At 58.1% G+C, this 15,952-nt stretch carries 18 protein-coding genes; 5 read left to right on the top strand and 13 right to left on the bottom strand.

What is annotated here, in order from left to right; all coding sequences use genetic code 11:
* Positions 1–477: 477 nt before the first annotated feature.
* Positions 478–1,056, top strand: coding sequence for an acyloxyacyl hydrolase (locus tag RBB47_RS26500; protein ID WP_305988929.1), 579 nt, complete (start codon positions 478–480; stop codon positions 1,054–1,056).
* A gap of 42 nt (positions 1,057–1,098) precedes the next feature.
* Here the strand turns inward: RBB47_RS26500 and RBB47_RS26495 are convergent, their stop codons facing one another.
* The 11 genes from RBB47_RS26495 to RBB47_RS26445 all read right to left on the bottom strand — a co-directional run bounded on the left by RBB47_RS26495 (position 1,099) and on the right by RBB47_RS26445 (position 11,001).
* Entirely contained in the window at positions 1,099–1,467 is a 369-nt protein-coding gene (locus RBB47_RS26495; protein ID WP_305988928.1) for a VOC family protein, read from the bottom strand.
* A 67-nt stretch (positions 1,468–1,534) separates the two neighbouring features.
* On the bottom strand, positions 1,535–3,604 hold the full coding sequence (gene paaZ, locus RBB47_RS26490; RefSeq protein ID WP_305988927.1) for a phenylacetic acid degradation bifunctional protein PaaZ: 2,070 nt from the start codon (positions 3,602–3,604) through the stop codon (positions 1,535–1,537).
* A 21-nt stretch (positions 3,605–3,625) separates the two neighbouring features.
* Complete coding sequence (locus tag RBB47_RS26485; RefSeq protein WP_305988926.1) at positions 3,626–4,405, bottom strand: Phenylacetic acid catabolic protein; 780 nt, start codon at positions 4,403–4,405, stop codon at positions 3,626–3,628.
* Complete coding sequence (paaE, locus tag RBB47_RS26480) at positions 4,395–5,471, bottom strand: 1,2-phenylacetyl-CoA epoxidase subunit PaaE (protein ID WP_305988925.1); 1,077 nt, start codon at positions 5,469–5,471, stop codon at positions 4,395–4,397. The genes RBB47_RS26485 and paaE overlap by 11 nt, the downstream gene beginning before the upstream one ends.
* Before the next feature lie 23 nt (positions 5,472–5,494).
* Positions 5,495–6,016: a 1,2-phenylacetyl-CoA epoxidase subunit PaaD gene (gene paaD, locus RBB47_RS26475; RefSeq protein WP_305988924.1), complete on the bottom strand. Its 522-nt coding sequence runs from the start codon at positions 6,014–6,016 to the stop codon at positions 5,495–5,497.
* Between the two features lie 9 nt (positions 6,017–6,025).
* A complete protein-coding gene (gene paaC / locus RBB47_RS26470) occupies positions 6,026–6,847 on the bottom strand; it encodes a 1,2-phenylacetyl-CoA epoxidase subunit PaaC (protein ID WP_305988923.1) in 822 nt (273 codons plus the stop codon).
* Positions 6,847–7,134 (bottom strand): 1,2-phenylacetyl-CoA epoxidase subunit PaaB, encoded by a 288-nt coding sequence (gene paaB, locus RBB47_RS26465; RefSeq protein ID WP_305988922.1) that lies wholly within the window; start codon positions 7,132–7,134, stop codon positions 6,847–6,849. The genes paaC and paaB overlap by 1 nt, the downstream gene beginning before the upstream one ends.
* Before the next feature lie 33 nt (positions 7,135–7,167).
* On the bottom strand, positions 7,168–8,166 hold the full coding sequence (gene paaA / locus RBB47_RS26460; RefSeq protein ID WP_305988921.1) for a 1,2-phenylacetyl-CoA epoxidase subunit PaaA: 999 nt from the start codon (positions 8,164–8,166) through the stop codon (positions 7,168–7,170).
* Between the two features lie 23 nt (positions 8,167–8,189).
* Positions 8,190–8,756, bottom strand: a complete 567-nt coding sequence (locus RBB47_RS26455; protein ID WP_305988920.1) for a hypothetical protein — start codon at positions 8,754–8,756, stop codon at positions 8,190–8,192.
* 17 nt (positions 8,757–8,773) lie between these two features.
* Positions 8,774–9,979 (bottom strand): 3-oxoadipyl-CoA thiolase, encoded by a 1,206-nt coding sequence (pcaF, locus tag RBB47_RS26450; RefSeq protein ID WP_305988919.1) that lies wholly within the window; start codon positions 9,977–9,979, stop codon positions 8,774–8,776.
* Positions 9,980–10,122: 143 nt separating this feature from the next.
* On the bottom strand, positions 10,123–11,001 hold the full coding sequence (locus RBB47_RS26445; RefSeq protein ID WP_305988918.1) for a PaaX family transcriptional regulator C-terminal domain-containing protein: 879 nt from the start codon (positions 10,999–11,001) through the stop codon (positions 10,123–10,125).
* A 186-nt stretch (positions 11,002–11,187) separates the two neighbouring features.
* On the opposite strand from RBB47_RS26445, the gene RBB47_RS26440 reads away from it, so the two are divergent.
* Both RBB47_RS26440 and RBB47_RS26435 read left to right on the top strand, forming a co-directional pair.
* The gene (locus tag RBB47_RS26440) at positions 11,188–12,024 is read left to right on the top strand and encodes a metallophosphoesterase (RefSeq protein WP_305988917.1); all 837 of its coding nucleotides are present in this window, start codon (positions 11,188–11,190) and stop codon (positions 12,022–12,024) included.
* A gap of 581 nt (positions 12,025–12,605) precedes the next feature.
* Positions 12,606–13,085 (top strand): hypothetical protein, encoded by a 480-nt coding sequence (locus RBB47_RS26435; protein WP_305988916.1) that lies wholly within the window; start codon positions 12,606–12,608, stop codon positions 13,083–13,085.
* An 88-nt stretch (positions 13,086–13,173) separates the two neighbouring features.
* On the opposite strand, the gene RBB47_RS26430 is transcribed toward RBB47_RS26435, so the two are convergent.
* Entirely contained in the window at positions 13,174–13,542 is a 369-nt protein-coding gene (locus RBB47_RS26430) for a hypothetical protein (RefSeq protein WP_305988915.1), read from the bottom strand.
* 462 nt (positions 13,543–14,004) lie between these two features.
* Between RBB47_RS26430 and RBB47_RS26425 the strand changes: the two genes are divergently transcribed.
* Positions 14,005–14,649: a class I SAM-dependent methyltransferase gene (locus tag RBB47_RS26425; protein WP_305988914.1), complete on the top strand. Its 645-nt coding sequence runs from the start codon at positions 14,005–14,007 to the stop codon at positions 14,647–14,649.
* Between the two features lie 73 nt (positions 14,650–14,722).
* On the opposite strand, the gene RBB47_RS26420 is transcribed toward RBB47_RS26425, so the two are convergent.
* Entirely contained in the window at positions 14,723–15,001 is a 279-nt protein-coding gene (locus tag RBB47_RS26420; protein WP_305988913.1) for a hypothetical protein, read from the bottom strand.
* A gap of 266 nt (positions 15,002–15,267) precedes the next feature.
* On the opposite strand from RBB47_RS26420, the gene RBB47_RS26415 reads away from it, so the two are divergent.
* The gene (locus RBB47_RS26415) at positions 15,268–15,777 is read left to right on the top strand and encodes a hypothetical protein (protein ID WP_305988912.1); all 510 of its coding nucleotides are present in this window, start codon (positions 15,268–15,270) and stop codon (positions 15,775–15,777) included.
* The last annotated feature ends 175 nt before the right edge of the window (positions 15,778–15,952 follow it).

Raw genomic sequence — 15,952 nt, 5'->3', positions numbered from 1 at the left:
TGTTCGTTGTAGCTTCGCGTGTGAAAGAAACCTGCAAAAAACGCGGGGGCAGGATCAAAGTCTTCATAATTGAAAGACTTGATCCGGGGGCATCGGCTATGTACTGCCGATTTAGACAAGGCAACAGACAGTTGCACAGCAGCAGACCCGCGCCACGACTTACGTGGCGCGGGTCTTTTATCATGAACCCGTAAAATCCCGTCTCGTACGCAACCGGTACTGCCACGCGCCGTCGGCATTGAGGGTAAAGCTGACCGCTTGCCTGCTTCAACGTCCGGTCTAAGCGGCCTCTTCGTTACACGCAATGGCTTAAAATCTGGCGGCACTGTGGACCAAACTGTTGCACCAAAATGACACGTGCCCCAAGAATTCGGGCGAGAACCCCGATCCGCCTCAGTTGCCGCTTGCCCCGATCGGGACTCTTTGTAAAGTCCTTCCTCAAGGGGACCTGTAAAAATTACAGTGGGGCTATTATTCATGAGCTGGACATGCAGGGTGATCGGCTCATTGTTATTCAGTGTGTTGGTATCCACAGTCGGCCACGCAGCTGATTTCGGCAATGAACCAGAAAAAAACACGGCAGCCGGACCTCGCCACGAGATCCGCGGGGGCGTTCTTTATCATGACACGTCGGGCAAGGAATCTGGCGTCGATCTCAACGCCGAGTACCTTAGTAAGTGGGCAGCGTTTGACCTGTTCATTCCCAGAACAAGCGTCCAGGCAATCTTCCGGCCGCATATCGGGGCCAATCTGAACCTTCAAGGTGACACAAGCTACGGGTACGCCGGCTACAGTCTCACACTCAATCTGACCAGCCGTCTGTTTCTGGAAGGCAGCTTTGGCGGCATGGTGCACAATGGCATGAGCGACAGCCATGATGACAGCCGTCTCGATCTGGGATGCAACGTTATGTTCCGCGAGAGCATCGCGGCCGGCTTCCGATTGACGGACGACTTGAACGTCAGCGGCATTCTCGAACACGGTTCAAATGCGGGCTCATGTAGCGACAACAACGGCATCACCAATGTCGGGATCCGCGTGGGCTACGCGTTCTGAGGTTTAGGGCCCGTACCCTGGACGAAACCGCTCTGATCAGGATCAACCTGCCTTGCTGTGGTCGAACCAGACAGCCTCGATATTGTGTCCGTCGGGATCGAACACGAAGGCCGCATAGTATCCGGGCCAGTATTGTGGGCGGTATCCGGGACCACCATTGTCGGTCGCCCCTTCTTTCAGCGCGGTCTCGTAAAATGCGGCGACCTCCTCGCGGCTCTTTGCTTCGAACGCGATGTGAGTTGGAACAACCGGGTCTTTGACCACCCACAAATCGGTATTCTTGCCGTCGAAGAATCCGGCTGCCTCGTCGAGTTCCATGCTGATTGAGTATCCGAGTGTCGCAAGCACCTTTGCGTAAAACGCCTTCGATCTGGCGTAGTCGCTGACATGCAGATGAGTATGGGCGATCAATCCGGAACCCTCCTTGAGCTGTCTAGGGTTCCTTATTCCAGACTCGAGCGCAGATGTCTCGTCCAGTCTAATCGTTTGCTGCCGTAGGCCACTCCTTCGCCACCATTGTCAGAACGTCATATTGCGCGACGATCTCGTCCTTCTGGTTGGTGACCTGGCAATCCCATCGAACTTCGCCATGGTCTGCATTTTCACGCGGGTTAATCTCCTTGCAGGTGAGACGCACCTGAAGACTGTCGCCGAAATAAACCGGCGTCAGGAAACGCAGATTGTCGACGCCATAATTGGCGAGCACAGGTCCCGGCTCGGGATCAACGAACAACCCTGCTGCAAAAGAGGCAATCAGGTAGCCGTGCGCCACCCGGTCGTCGAAGAATGGATTGGCCCTTGCTGCCTCGCTGTCCATATGGGCGTAGAACGTGTCGCCGGTAAATTCGGCAAAATGCTCGACATCTTCCAATGAGACTTCGCGCGACCTGGTGACGATCTGATCTCCGATCCTGAGCTCGGCCAGGGATTTGCGGAACGGGTGAACATCCGCCCGCACGGGGGCGCCTTCCATCCACTGTCCGGTGACGGCGGACAAAAGCTCCGGCGTGCCCTGAACGGCGGTGCGTTGCATGAAGTGTTTGACACCACGCATACCGCCCATTTCCTCGCCGCCCCCGGCCCGACCGGGACCACCGTGCACAAGCGGTGCAAGCGGCGAGCCGTGCCCGGTTGAACTTTTCGCCGAGCGCCGGTTGCCGATCAGAACCCGTCCATGGAATGGGGCCAGTCCGGTCACCACGTCGTGTGCGACCCTGCCGTCATTCGTGAACAGGGACGAAACAAGCGACCCGCGGCCCTTTTGCGCCAACGCGACGGCTTCGTCATTGTCCTGATAAGCCATCACGGTTGCGACCGGTCCGAAGGCCTCGACTGAGTGGACAGCATTGGCGACAACAGGATTGGCGCAACGCAGCAGCATCGGAGCCATGAACGCGCCCTTCTCCGCATCTCCGGAAACGAGATCGACGCCATTCAGCGAACCGGAGACGATTTCCGCTTCTCCGGCGAGAACACTGACCTTGGATTTGACATCTTCGCGGTCTTTCAGCGAAACCAGCGCCCCCATGCGCGCGTTCTCATCATCCGGCAATCCAACCGGTGTGGAGGCAAGACGCCTGGAGAGCGCATCAATCACGGCGTCTTCATGTGCGTTCGGCACGATGATGCGCCGGATCGCCGTACATTTCTGTCCCGCCTTGACAGTCATTTCCCGGCTAACTTCCTTGACGAAGAGGTCAAACTCCTCCGTACCAGGTGCGGCGTCGATACCGAGAATCGAGGCATTGAGACTGTCCGCCTCCATGGTGAAGCGAACCGAGTGCTTCAAGACCGCAGGGCTGGATTTCAGTTTCTGTCCGGTGGACGCGGACCCGGTGAAGGTGACGACGTCCTGTTCAACAACATGATCCAGGAGATCGCCGGCAGATCCGGTCACGATCTGCAGGGCACCATCGGGCAGGATGCCGGTTTCAAGAATGCGCCGCACCACAATTTCGGTCAGATAAGCGGTCTGAGAGGCGGGTTTGACAATGCAGGGCATCCCGGCGATCAGCGTCGGTGCGATCTTTTCCAGCATGCCCCAGACCGGGAAATTGAAGGCATTTATGTGGACGGCAACACCCAGAAGCGGGGTCAGGATATGCTGGGCGGCAAAGGAACTGTCGCGCGAGAGAGGCTCGACCGGCCCTTCCGTCAGCACCTTGGTGTTCGGCAGCTCGCGCCGGGCCTTGGAAGCAAAGGTCAGGAGCGTTCCGATACCTCCCTCAATATCGATCCACCCATCCTTGCGTGTCGCTCCAGTCGCGAAGTTCTCAAAATAGAACTCTTCCTTCTGGTCCATGAGTTTCAGGCCGACAGCCTTCAGCATCAGCGCGCGCTCGTGAATGGTCATGGCGCGCAGAGCCGGACCGCCGACCTCTCGGCCCCATTCCAGCGCCGCCCTGAAGTCGAGGCCATCCGTGCCGATCAGCGCGTGGATATCGCCAGTTGCCGCATTCAGCACCGGCTTACCGTCACCGTGCCCTTGGCGCCACGCCCCCTCGACATAGCTTTCCAGCCGGCGCGCGGCCGTTCCCGTCCCGTTCATGGATCGTCCTTTCCCCAATACTCAGGCGAGCTTCAATTGAGCCAGCCGTGCGTCCGCATCAGCTTGCCATGCGGCGCGAAGCGTCTCGTTGTCGGTGTGGCGGAGGCCAAGTTTCTTCAGGCGGTCGAAGCGCTCTGACTGGGCCGGTCCGAAGGTCGCGGCAACGCGCGGCATCCAATAGTTGACGGATGCCTGAGCTTCGGCGCGCGCCGTATCGTCTTTCAGCAGATCCTCCAGACCCTCCAGACCGAGCTCCATATGACGTTTCTCGCGTGGCAGAATCTCGCGAAACACCTCGCCCAGCGGCTGGTAAGAGGTGCGCGCCTGTTCCTGCAGCTGATAGACGGTTGCCATCCCCATCAGCGTGTTCATGACAACTGCATCGGTCCAGCCTTCCAGCGGATAATGAAAGACGGAGAGGCGCATGTCGCCGCCCTGCCGCTTTGCGTCGACCTGGGCATCGCGCGACTGGCGTGCCGACCAGGCGTGCGCCTTGTTGTAAAGGGCCTTGTCGGTGCCGAAATCACTCATGAGATCGAGAACGCGTTCGGCATGATCGACCTTTTCCAGGGTGATCCGGCTGGCTGCAATCCGTTCTTTCAGACCCGGTGCCCAGTTGATGGCATCTGCAAACCCCGCCGACCCGGCGAGCTCGCTATCGACAAAAGAAGACATCAGGCGCAGCAATTCACCCCGATACCGCGGTGGCACGTTTTCCGGTGACGTCAGCTTGCCGCCTCTTTCCAGATAGTCGGCAAGGGACATGGTATCGTCATCCGCAAGGATTGCTTCATTCGTCATAACTGATCACCACCTTGTCCGAAACGGGAATACACTGGCAGGAAAGGACATAGCCCGCGCGAACTTCGTAGTCTTCCAGCGCGTGGTTCACTTCCATTTCCACCTCGCCCTCGATCACTTTCGCGCGGCAGGTCGAACAGACGCCTGCCTTGCAGGCAAAGGGCGCGTCCAGGGCGTTGGCGACTGCTGCGTCCAGAACCGAGGTGCCGTCCTTTTCCATCTGGAAATTGCGGGTCGAGCCGTCGAGCGTGACCAACACCTCGCAAGTCCCGGCCCCTGCATTCACCGCTTCGGACCTTGCCTTCGTCTTGGCGCGGCCCGGCTGTGACGATGCAAACAGTTCAAAGCGAATCTGGTCGTCCGACAGTCCGTGTTTGCGCAAGCTTTCGGCGATTGTCAGCATCATCGGCTCGGGGCCGCAGATGAAGGCCGTGTCAACCTCCTCCGCATCGATCCAGAGGCGGAACAGCAGTTCCATTTTCTCTGCATCGATCCTGCCGGTGAAGAGATCGATCTCCTGGGACTCCGTTTCCAGGATATGTATCAGCGAAAATCGGCCAAGATACTGATTTTTCAGATCTTCCAATTCCTCGCGGAACATGATCGAGCTGGTCTGCCGGTTGGCGTAAATCAGCGTGAAAGTGCTTTGCGGCTCGCGTGCCAGCACTGTCTTGATGATGGACAGCACCGGTGTGATGCCGGAACCGCCGGCAAAGCCGAGATAGGTCTTCGCGCTCGCAGGTTCCAGCTCGGTGAAGAAGCGGCCCATCGGCGCCATGGCGTCCAGGTGATCGCCGACCTTCAGCTCTTCGTTGGCCCAGGTTGAGAAGGCCCCGCCTTCGACCCTTTTGATCCCGACCTTCAGACAGCCTTCGTCGAGCCCCGCACAGATCGAGTAGGACCGGCGCAGCTCTTCACCGTCGAAATCGCGGCGGAATGTCAGATACTGGCCCTGGGTGAAGCCGAACGCATCCGCCTCGGACTCCTCTGGTTTAAGCGTGACCACGACGGCATCGCGCGTATCGCGGCGGATGTCGGTCACTTCAAGCGAATGGAAACGTGCCATGAGCTTTGCACTCCTCCCCGGAGTTAGATGCACTTGAAATAATCGAACGGTTCGAGACAGTCCCTGCAGCGCCACGCGGCCTTGCAGGGGGTCGATCCGTATTGGCTGACCCGTTCGGTGTTGGCGGACCCGCAGCGTGGGCATTCAACGGTAAGGTTGGTCTCACCGGAAAGACGCGCAGCCTTGGCACTCATGCCGTCGGACGCGGTTCCGTCGATTGGTGGCGCGATCCCGAAGGCCTTCAGCTTCTCGCGCGCCTCTTCCGTCACCCAGTCCGTGGTCCATGGTGGCGACAGGCGGCGTTCCAGGCGCAAATCGTCGATGCCCTTCTCGCGCAGCTTGTCCTCGATCATCAGATCAATCACGGCCGTTGCCGGGCAGCCCGAATAGGTCGGCGTGACAGCAACGACGAGTGTGCCGCCGTCATATTGCACGTCTCTCACAATGCCGAGTTCGGTGACCGAAACCACGGGAATTTCAGGGTCGGGCACCTCGTCGAGCCAGGTCCAGACCTCATCGGTTGCCGGAAGAAGGGTGGTGGACATGATCTCCCCCTACCAGCTCGCACCCGGATAGGCGCGTTGCAGGAACTGCATTTCGGCAAGGATAAAGCCGAGGTGCTCCGTGTGCCGTCCCTGCTTGCCGCCCAGATGGGCGTATCCGCCCGGCTCCGGCATTTGCAATGTGGCTTCTTCCAGTACCTCGCTAACGAGACCATTCCAATCCGCATGCAACGCGCCCAGATCCGGTGCGATTCCGGCTTCAACAATCGCTGCATCAACATCGTCGCCTGCAAATAGTTCGCCGGTATAGGGCCACAGCAGATCGAGGGCCGCCTGCATCCGCCGATGGCTCTCCTGCGTGCCGTCGCCGAGGCGAACCACGATGTCGGAGGCCCGGTCGAGATGGTAGCTGACCTCCTTCAGGGCCTTTGCCGCGATTTCCGCAACACGTGGGCTCTTTGAGTTTTCCGCAAGCCAGGTCAGCAGCAGGTGATGATAGGCGTCGAACAGGAATTCGCGCATCATCGTCACCGCCATATCGCCCTTCGGCAATTCGACCAGAAGCACATTTTTGAATTTCATGGCGTCGCGCAAATAGGCGAGATTGTCAGCGTTGCGACCTTCACCTTCCACTTCGCCGGCAAGACCGAGCCACATCTGGGTGTGACCGATCAGGTCGAGCGCGGTATTGGCAAGGGCAATGTCCTCTTCCAGCACCGGTCCGTGCCCGCACCATTCGGAGGTGCGATGGCCGAGGATCAGCGCATTGTCGCCCATCCGGCACAGCCATTCGAACAGTGCCGGGCGCAAGTCCGCATCCGCAACGAACGGATCATCCGGCGTTGCAACAGTGTTTGTCTCGACCTCGGACATCACATTTTCCCCACTTCTTCGGGAATGTCGAAAAAGGTCGGATGGCGGTAGGTCTTGCTCTCGGCAGGGTCGAACAACGGACCCTTTTCCGACGGGCTCGAGGCAGTGATGTCCTTCGACTGCACCACCCAGATTGAGACGCCCTCGCGCCGACGGGTATAGACATCACGCGCATGGTTGATTGCCATCTCAGCATCCGGTGCATGCAGGCTGCCGACGTGGCGGTGGTTCAGCCCGTGCTGTCCCCGAATAAAGACTTCCCAGAGCGGCCATTCTTTCTTGGACATGGCGGGTCCTCCCTTAAATATGCGGTCTCTCGATCATTCAGCAGCAACAGATGCGGCCTTGCGTCGGACGGCAGCCTTTTCGGCATAGGCGTTGAGGCCATCGCGAAACCACTCGCCGTCTTCCCAGGCCTTGACCCGGGCTTCCATGCGCTCGCGGTTGCAGGGGCCATTGCCCTTGATCACCTCGAAGAATTCCGACCAGTCCGGCTCGGAGAAATCGTAACCTTGCTTCTCCTCATTCCAGGCAAGCTTGTCGTCCGGAATGCTCAGACCGAGATATTCGGCTTGCGGCACCGTCTCGTTGACGAATTTCTGGCGAAGTTCATCATTGGTGTTGATCTTGATCTTCCAGGCCATGGACTGCGCGGAATGGACGGAGTCCTTGTCCGACGGGCCGAACATCATCAACGACGGATACCAGAAGCGGTTCAACGCATCCTGCGCCATGTCCTTCTGCTCCGGTGTGCCGAAGGCCATCTTCATCATGATCGCGTAGCCCTGGCGCTGGTGGAAACTCTCTTCCTTGCAGATGCGGATCATCGCGCGGCTATATGGTCCGAACGAGGTGCGCTGAAGCGGCACCTGGTTCATGATCGCGGCCCCGTCAACCAGCCATCCGACTGCACCGATATCGGCCCAGTTCAACGTCGGATAGTTGAAGATCGAGCTGTATTTCATGTTGCCGGAGTGAAGCTTGTCGAGCAGTTCGTCCCGGGACACACCCAGTGTCTCGGCGGCGCTGTAAAGATAAAGTCCGTGACCGGCTTCATCTTGAACCTTGGCCAGGAGGATCGCCTTGCGCTCAAGCGTCGGTGCGCGGGTGATCCAGTTGCCCTCCGGCAGCTGGCCCACGATTTCCGAATGGGCGTGCTGTCCGATCTGCCTGATCAGAGTCTTACGGTAGCCTTCCGGCATCCAGTCCTTCGGCTCGATCTTCTCGCCATTGTCGACACGGTCCTGAAAGGCCCGCTCTTCCGGCGACATCTCTTCGCGCGGTTTAAGACCTTCAGATTTCACGAGCTGCGCATACATGGCATTTCCTCCCTAACCACCGGTCAGACCTTGAAGACCCGGTGCAGAACTTTGAGATTTCCAGAAATCACATTGCCTCCAAGGTCGCCGGCCAGACGCTGCAGAACATCTCCGAAACCATAATTCGGAATGGCGCTCTCGACAGCCTTTACCTGCGCCTTCGACAAACCCTTGCGGAGCATGCCTCCGCTTGCGTCGATCCAGTCTGCTTTCCGGCAGGCGTTGATCACATCGGCATTCGGCCCCGAATAGGGAAACACCTTGTGATGCCAATGTATGATATCTCTCAGAAGCTTCGGATCGAAGCCCCATGCAAGTTTCTCGTTATCCGCCAGCGCCCGGGCTTCCGACGGCTCCAGGTAAGCCAGATCCCGATCCGTCCATAGACCGATGTCGTGATAAACGAACGCAGTTTCCACGATTGGCCGGTGAGTTTCCTCACCACCAAGAAAATGCATTGCGTAAGTTATGATGCGGTAGACATGACCGCGATACGCCGCATAGTCCTCGCCGAGCGCTTGCCTGAAGGGCTCGAAAAGCGCCTCGACCCGGTCGCTGTGATCTATGATTTCAATCGCATCCTGTGTCATCGGACCTTCCACCAAAATCAGACACGCTCAAGAACTAGTGCAATGCCCTGGCCGACGCCGACACACATGGTGCACAGTGCATATCGCCCGCCGGTTCGTTGAAGCTGGTAGGCAGCATGAAGCACAAGGCGCGCACCGGACATGCCGAGAGGATGTCCCATGGCAATCGCACCGCCATTGGCATTCACATGCGCCGCATCATCCGGCAGCCCAAGTTCGCGCAGAACTGCCAGCGACTGGGATGCAAAAGCCTCGTTCAGCTCGATCACATCCATCCGGTCGAGGCTGAGACCGGCCAGCTTCAACACTTTCCTGGATGCGGGTCCCGGACCGATCCCCATGATCCGCGGCGGCACACCGGCAGCCGCCATCGCGACAATCCGCGCCTCGGGCGTCAGTCCGTTTTCAGCAGCCATCTTGTCCGACGCAACGATGACACCTGCAGCGCCATCGTTGACCCCGGATGCGTTTCCGGCGGTCACTGTCAGATCGGGACCATTGACGCCTCGCAGTTTGCCGAGCGCTTCGGCACTTGTGCCGGGACGCGGATGCTCATCGGTCTCGACGATCACCGGCTCTCCCTTTCGTTGCGGGATCGTGACCGGAACGATCTCGTCCCTGAAAAGGCCCGCCTTGTGCGCCGCTTCCCAGCGGCGCTGGCTTTCGGCCGCAAACCGATCCTGGTCGTCGCGGGAGATTTTGAAGTCTTCGGCAACGTTGTCTGCCGTTTCGGGCATTGTGTGGGTGCCGTAGGCACGGTCCATCTGCTTGTTCTTGAAACGCCAGCCGATGGTGGTGTCATACATCTCCGCATTGCGCGAAAACGCCGTGCCCGCCTTTGCGACCACGAATGGCGCGCGGCTCATGCTTTCAACGCCACCTGCGATCATCAGGCCTGCGTCGCCGGCCCGGATCGTGCGCGCGGCCAGCCCGATGGCATCCATGCCTGACCCGCACAGACGGTTGACCGTCGTGCCGGGAACGGAAACCGGCAAGCCGGCAAGGAGCACCGCCATGCGGGCCACATTGCGGTTGTCTTCGCCCGCCTGGTTGGCGCAGCCCAGGATGACGTCGTCGACCGCTTCCCAGTCTACGTCCGGATTGCGGTCCTTCAGGGCAGCAAGCGGAATAGCGGCCAGATCATCCGCACGCACTGCAGACAAGGCGCCCCCATATCGTCCGATGGGCGTGCGCACAGCGTCGCAAATAAAGGCTTCCGACATCACTCTCTCCCGAAGCAATTCTTATTCGGCACATAATTCACCGACCGTTCGGTCAGCTTTATAACATCAAAACATCACATCACAAACTATTTTTTGGTATTTCTTGTGATGCTTTCAAGTACAGTCGAAAGATCTGTTTCAGATCAGCGGCTTATCAGCGAGGCCTCACGGGCAAGCCGGTCCAGACGAAGTCCGGTCGTCTCCGTGGAGGACAGCAGTAGCCCGTCTGAATCGCGAAAGGTGCGGCCGACATAGGCATCCGCGGCATCGGCAAGCGCCAAATAGGCCGTCACGAACAATCGCCTCGCTTCAACCCCCGGCCATCGGGCCGGTAGAGCCTCGCGCGGCAGCCGCGGGTCCCGGAGCGCTGCCAGCCTGTAGTGATGAACAAGCTGCAAGCGCAAGGCCAGCGCCTGGTCACCGGAAACGTCCAACTGCCCTGCGCCGGCGCCCAATAGAGATGCGAGGGACTTGAAGCGCGATAAAAACCGCAAGTAGCGTTCCGCGACGCTGTCAAGCTCCCAAAGATCTGCGGCAAGTTTCGGCCAGCCCTCGGGGTCCTGGATCGTTTCGGCCGAGAGAAGTGGCCCCGGCAAACGGGTGATATCATCACGGTTGGGCGCAATCGCCGTTCGCTGCCCCATCAACGCCCAGCCGTCAGGCAGAGGCTCCTCTGCGACCGGTGCAATCAGCCAACCGCGTGCCTGAGGCGGCGGCGCATAAAGAACCCGCGCGGCTTCCTTGAACTCGGCTTGTGCCGGCTCTGTCAGCCGATAATAGCTCTTGCGGCCGATCCTCTCACCCAGAAGCTTGCCGGCGGCAACCAGCCTGGAGACGGCGGTCCTCACCAGGCTCTCGCTAATGCCCTGCTGCGCGCAACACGTCACGAGGTCGCCCATCCAAAGCGTTCCACCCCGCGGTTCGATCGCATCGCCGTAAAGCGTGACGATAAAGGCGGGCGCACGCGGCACACCAGCGTGTCCGGCGGCCTGCACAGTTTCCGTCAATTCGGCAAGCGACATTTTTGCTCCGATCTCCTGATCCAATCAACATATCACAGGAAAACCCTGTTTGAGAGAAATATGTAATGCCAATAATCACCATTGTCCGGCGTAATCTCTTCGTGACTTTTCGCTCAAGACGGGGAATGTTGCGCAATGTTGGGATCAGTTGACCGATCCCCGTGAAAGCGTTGCGGAGAAGAGCCGTTGAAGATCGTTCACATATCCGACACCCATATTCAGGACGACCCGATCATGGGATCCGTGCCCGCGGACAACTTTCGCGCCTGTGCCGCACACGTCCTGGAAAACAGCGCTGATGCGGACATGGTGGTGATCTCCGGCGATCTCGCCCATCACGGGACAAAAGAGAACTACGCGCTTTTGAAAGCTCTGCTTTCGGAAACGAAACTTGCGTCCATGAACCCGCGGCTGATGATCGGCAATCATGATGATCGCACAACGTTCCGCGAGGCGTTCCCGGATGCAAAGGTCGATGAAAACGGCTTCATCCAGTGGATGGAAGAGACACCGCTCGGCCATGTTCTCTTCCTGGACACCAATGAGCCGGGCACGCATGAGGGCCATTATTGCGACAAGCGCCAGGCCTGGCTGCGCGCGGCATTGGACGAGATCGTGAAAGCATCGTCGACTGCCACGATTTTCCTGCACCACAACCCCATGACCGTTCATGTTGCCAATGCGGACCAGCTCGGCATTGTCCAGGAAGCAGAGTTTCAGCAGATCCTGGAGGACTACAAGAGCGTCATCCGGCACATCTTCTTCGGTCACTGCCACTTCAGCCTGTCCGGCTCCGTCTGTGGCATCCCGCTATCGGCGCCCCGCTCCACCAGTCATCCGAACTGGCCGGACTTTTCCGGTGACAAGGACCGGGTCGGCTATGGCGGCATGGCCCAGAACTATAATGTCGCTTTCCTCAACGAACGCTCGACGGTGATCCACTCCATCGATTTTCTGGATGAACGAAAGGCGCTCTGGGTCGGCACGGAAGCTGATGGCTGGCTGGCAGAGGACAATATCTGACTTCTGGCAGACCTCGGCTTCGGTGACGTCAGACCTCTCGTCATGGCGTTTCAACCGGAAGATTGCCGGCTTACAAATATTTAATTGAGCTGTTCGACCGCCGCACCACCCGTTCGAAATTGACCCCGAAACCAGTCAGGATTTTTGCACCTGAAGCAGGCGAGATTTAAAACGCGCGATATGGTTCGAATGCGCATGCCAAATCTGTACCCTGCCATGAACTCAAGGGCGTCGAACCCCTTTGTTAGCGGCCTTCTCACGGCTTCCTAACACTCTGAGAATGCGCGTATTTTTCGTGTGGCCTTTGTACAGCCAGCCTCCTCGAAATGACCTGCACTAAAGGATCGAACCGTTCACTGTTCCGTGCGAAACATGCTGGCAAATACCGCTTCGGATTGCACCTTGATCACCGGAAAAATTCCCGTCCCAGAGAGCAAGCCTTGCCGGTGCAAAACGATCACCGGATATCCCGTTCGCGCCAAAAGTCTAAGACCGCTTTGGCTGGCGACAAACACAATTCGTCCCCAGTTGCTGAGCAAGCGCCCCGGCAGGGGCTGACCCAACTTGAGAGGAGAATTGACATGTTGAAATCCCTGCTTCCCGCCGCCTTCATGGCCACCGCACTCGTTGCTGCCCCGGCCGCACTTGCTGCAAGTAATGACGCCACCGCGATCGAGGGCACCTATCTGCTGATGCAGCCCAATGAAAGCCAGCGTGTTCTCGCCCTTAACCCCGGTGGGGCGGTCAACCTCATCAGTCAGGGACAACAGGTCCGCGGCTATACGTCCGGCCTTGGCACCTGGGAGATGACCGGACCGGAGACCGCCCGCGCGACGATCATCGACTTCAACAACCCGGGTACCGAGATCAGTGGCAATGGTGCATCTCAGATCACCTATGACCTGACCTTCTCCGACGAAGCCGATGGCCGCTTCCAGAGCGTTTCCGGCCACTTTGCCGGCCAGGCCTTTGCGAAAGGTCAGAACCCGCTGGCTGGTGACAGCGAACCGGCACGCACCTTCAAGAACACATTCGACGGCAGCCGCATCGTCGTCAACTGACAGAACCCGGAGGACCGGGGCGATTAGGGCATGAGCCCGCCCCGGTCTCTCATCTCTCCCGAAAACGGGAGAGAATGACTTGACGGCTTCAGGAGCCCGGACAGCGCCGCAAGGGACCATCCAGGTGGGTAAAATCCCAGCGCAGGGTCAGGTCTTCGCCGGCGAGCAGCAATCCCAGGAAATATGCGCGCACGCTGTCTTCACCGCACTGAGCCGTGGCCGCCGTGAACGCACCCCCCTCGCGTGGCTCAATCGGCCCCCAATTGAGTGCGCACCAGTGCTGACCCTGTTTCAGCCAGAGCTTGCTGATCTCCACCGGCTCGGCCAGGCGCGTCCCGCCTGGCTTCAGCGGCGCACGAGCGCACTCCGCCACGGTCCCCCAGGTTCCCAGGAATTTTTCGTAGTCGGCGGCCTGTGCGGGCGCGGCCAGAAGGATGATCAGAACCAGAAAACGCATTGGACACCCTTAACAGTGCTGGTTCGCCTGATTGAATCAAGTCTGCTTGAGGAAAGGGTCAGCGCCCAAGACCGTTCATCCCTCTCTGCTCCGCTCATGACGCGTCGTCAACTCAACAAGCCGAAGGCAGCCTAGGTTGGATATCCCGCCTGAGGAATGCTCAACACCTTCCTCATCCTGAGGAAGCGCAGAGCGCTGTCTCGAAGGATGGGCGGCATATTCTGGGGCGCGCGGCTCATCCTTCGAGACGGACCGGACGGTCGTCCTCAGGATTAAGAAGGTGTTCGCAAAAGGGCTCTCGATCCACCAAAGCAAGAATACACGTGCAAAGTACTGAGTGACCCCAAACGTCTTCCCGGGCGCGGTTCATCCCGGCGTGCGCATTTCATGGTAAACCGGACAAAGATGGACCCCACAGCCGGACACGAAGCCAGTGGCCGCGCTAGTACAGGAGACCGCCAAATGGCCGATGACGACAAGGGAAAAGCCATTTTGGAAAATGCCTACGAGCTTTCAACGCCGGAGGACAACAGGGCCTATTACCGGGAGTTTGCAAAGACCTATGACGGCGACTTCGCCGAGGCGCTCGGATTTGTCTACCCCGCCGCGATTGCAGGGATCTACAAGGAGATCGCGCAGGCCGAAGACACGCCCGTTGCCGATATCGGCTGCGGCACCGGCCTGGTCGCCGAGGCGTTGGAACTTCCGCGAAACGACATCGACGGCATGGACATTTCCGCCGAGATGCTCTTGCGCGCAGCGGGAAAATCACTCTACCAGCGCACCTTCGAAATCGATCTCACGGGCGATCTCTCGGCCATCACCAACGACTACGGTGCGGTTCTCTCGTCCGGCACATTCACCCACGGCCATCTCGGTCCGGAAGTGCTCGCAAGCTTGCTTCAGATCGGCCGAAGCGGCGCCCTCTTCGTCATCGGCGTCAACCGGGAGCATTTTTCCAATCTCGGTTTCAAAAAAACGCTTGGCGCTCTGGCGGAAGACGGCAAGATCTCCAAGCCCGACCTTCGCGAAATCCGAATGTATGACAAGGAGGGTCACGACCACTCAGGCGATGTGGCGATTGCGGTGTGTTACCGGAAGGTTTGAGGCACAGGTGGCATAAATTGAATGAGCCGGTCGGCCCCGATCATCTCGGGACCGAACCGTCTCTTGTTCTTAATCAGAGAATAAAATCTTCATTTCCGGTCAGAGCGAAATCAAGAACCGCATCTTCCGAATAGGTGACCTTGATCTCCTCAAAGTTCAGTGAAAAATCCTCCATCGGAACTTCATCAGCTGAAGAGTTCTGTCCGTTGTCAAAATCGAACTCGCCAAAGTATGACCCATCGTCTTTTTCGACCTTATCTTCAAGGTTTTCAACAAAATCGAAGTTATCATCGAACTCAGGAGTGGTTTTATCTTTGAACTGACGAACTGAAATCTGTGTAAAATGTGGCATTTATAAAGTCCTTCTTTAAAATCAGGTCTCGACCTGTTGATTTGGACTTTAGTTGCGCGATTGAAAGTCTTCTGTGACTTCAATCACGTAAATTCATTTAGATCGAACCCAGGGGAAGCCAACCAAAAAGAGCACCTGCAACTTGGAGAACGCGGCAAACGAAATCATCCGCCACCGTGCGGCACGCGTTCCGTATCCCCGCCCCTTTTATAAAAAAGACGCGAACCCTACGGTTGCCGCTCAGGCGCCCTACTATTCCAGGTGTTATGAGTATCTTCGAGCTTCCGACCTATTTTTATGTCTGCCTCATCGCGGCGATGGGTTTCGACTTATGGCGGCTTCAAAATTCAGTTGAATGGACCACCAAGGGCATAATCGCGACCAACTCTGTAATAATACCGGGCTTTCTCATTTTTGCCGTTATCATGATCTTCACGGGACCGGTGCTGATCATAGGGTCCGGCACCTTGGTTTATGCTTTCGTATATTTTCTGCTGATATGCGCAGCGGTCTTTGTTTGGGGTGCCTCGACAGGTTTGTCTGTTGTTTTCGGAACGACGCAATTCGTGTTCGCATGTCTTGTGTTCCTGAGGGCCCACTTCACGGGTGAAAACGTGGAGTATTTCATGTTTGTCGGCGTGGTCTTCCGGTTTTTGTTTCCGATTTTCGACGATTATGATTTTTACCTCGAGGTCGCATCGGGCGTGATCTATGCCGTTGCCGTGTTCTTTCAGGCGATTATGTGGATTTGGGCCCAGGTCATGGCCGCACGCTGAAGTCTGTCTGAACAGGCGGGTGCAACAGGTTCCACGACCGCAAAAGGCCGCCACATGGCCCTTTTCCCTGGAGTTCGGACTCACAAATGAAGCCGTACCCTAGGGTACGGACTCATAAATGAAGTCAATTTGGTTTGGATCGTTTTGACCAGCGGCAAGGAGCGAAAGCGCAGGA

Source organism: Roseibium sp. MMSF_3544 (assembly GCF_030732845.1).
Taxonomy (GTDB): domain Bacteria; phylum Pseudomonadota; class Alphaproteobacteria; order Rhizobiales; family Stappiaceae; genus Roseibium.
Note: the sequence above shows the minus strand (reverse complement) of the source record. Positions and strands in the feature narration are given on the sequence as shown.

Excerpts from the sequence above, each read along its gene's own strand:
- RBB47_RS26500 (WP_305988929.1), top strand. The coding sequence starts at position 478 with ATGAGCTGGACATGCAGGGTGATCGGCTCATTGTTATTCAGTGTGTTG.
- paaZ (WP_305988927.1), bottom strand. The coding sequence starts at position 3,604 with ATGAACGGGACGGGAACGGCCGCGCGCCGGCTGGAAAGCTATGTCGAG.
- RBB47_RS26485 (WP_305988926.1), bottom strand. The coding sequence starts at position 4,405 with ATGACGAATGAAGCAATCCTTGCGGATGACGATACCATGTCCCTTGCC.
- paaE (WP_305988925.1), bottom strand. The coding sequence starts at position 5,471 with ATGGCACGTTTCCATTCGCTTGAAGTGACCGACATCCGCCGCGATACG.
- paaD (WP_305988924.1), bottom strand. The coding sequence starts at position 6,016 with ATGTCCACCACCCTTCTTCCGGCAACCGATGAGGTCTGGACCTGGCTC.
- paaC (WP_305988923.1), bottom strand. The coding sequence starts at position 6,847 with ATGTCCGAGGTCGAGACAAACACTGTTGCAACGCCGGATGATCCGTTC.
- paaB (WP_305988922.1), bottom strand. The coding sequence starts at position 7,134 with ATGTCCAAGAAAGAATGGCCGCTCTGGGAAGTCTTTATTCGGGGACAG.
- paaA (WP_305988921.1), bottom strand. The coding sequence starts at position 8,166 with ATGTATGCGCAGCTCGTGAAATCTGAAGGTCTTAAACCGCGCGAAGAG.
- RBB47_RS26455 (WP_305988920.1), bottom strand. The coding sequence starts at position 8,756 with ATGACACAGGATGCGATTGAAATCATAGATCACAGCGACCGGGTCGAG.
- pcaF (WP_305988919.1), bottom strand. The coding sequence starts at position 9,979 with ATGTCGGAAGCCTTTATTTGCGACGCTGTGCGCACGCCCATCGGACGA.
- RBB47_RS26445 (WP_305988918.1), bottom strand. The coding sequence starts at position 11,001 with ATGTCGCTTGCCGAATTGACGGAAACTGTGCAGGCCGCCGGACACGCT.
- RBB47_RS26435 (WP_305988916.1), top strand. The coding sequence starts at position 12,606 with ATGTTGAAATCCCTGCTTCCCGCCGCCTTCATGGCCACCGCACTCGTT.
- RBB47_RS26430 (WP_305988915.1), bottom strand. The coding sequence starts at position 13,542 with ATGCGTTTTCTGGTTCTGATCATCCTTCTGGCCGCGCCCGCACAGGCC.
- RBB47_RS26425 (WP_305988914.1), top strand. The coding sequence starts at position 14,005 with ATGGCCGATGACGACAAGGGAAAAGCCATTTTGGAAAATGCCTACGAG.
- RBB47_RS26420 (WP_305988913.1), bottom strand. The coding sequence starts at position 15,001 with ATGCCACATTTTACACAGATTTCAGTTCGTCAGTTCAAAGATAAAACC.
- RBB47_RS26415 (WP_305988912.1), top strand. The coding sequence starts at position 15,268 with ATGAGTATCTTCGAGCTTCCGACCTATTTTTATGTCTGCCTCATCGCG.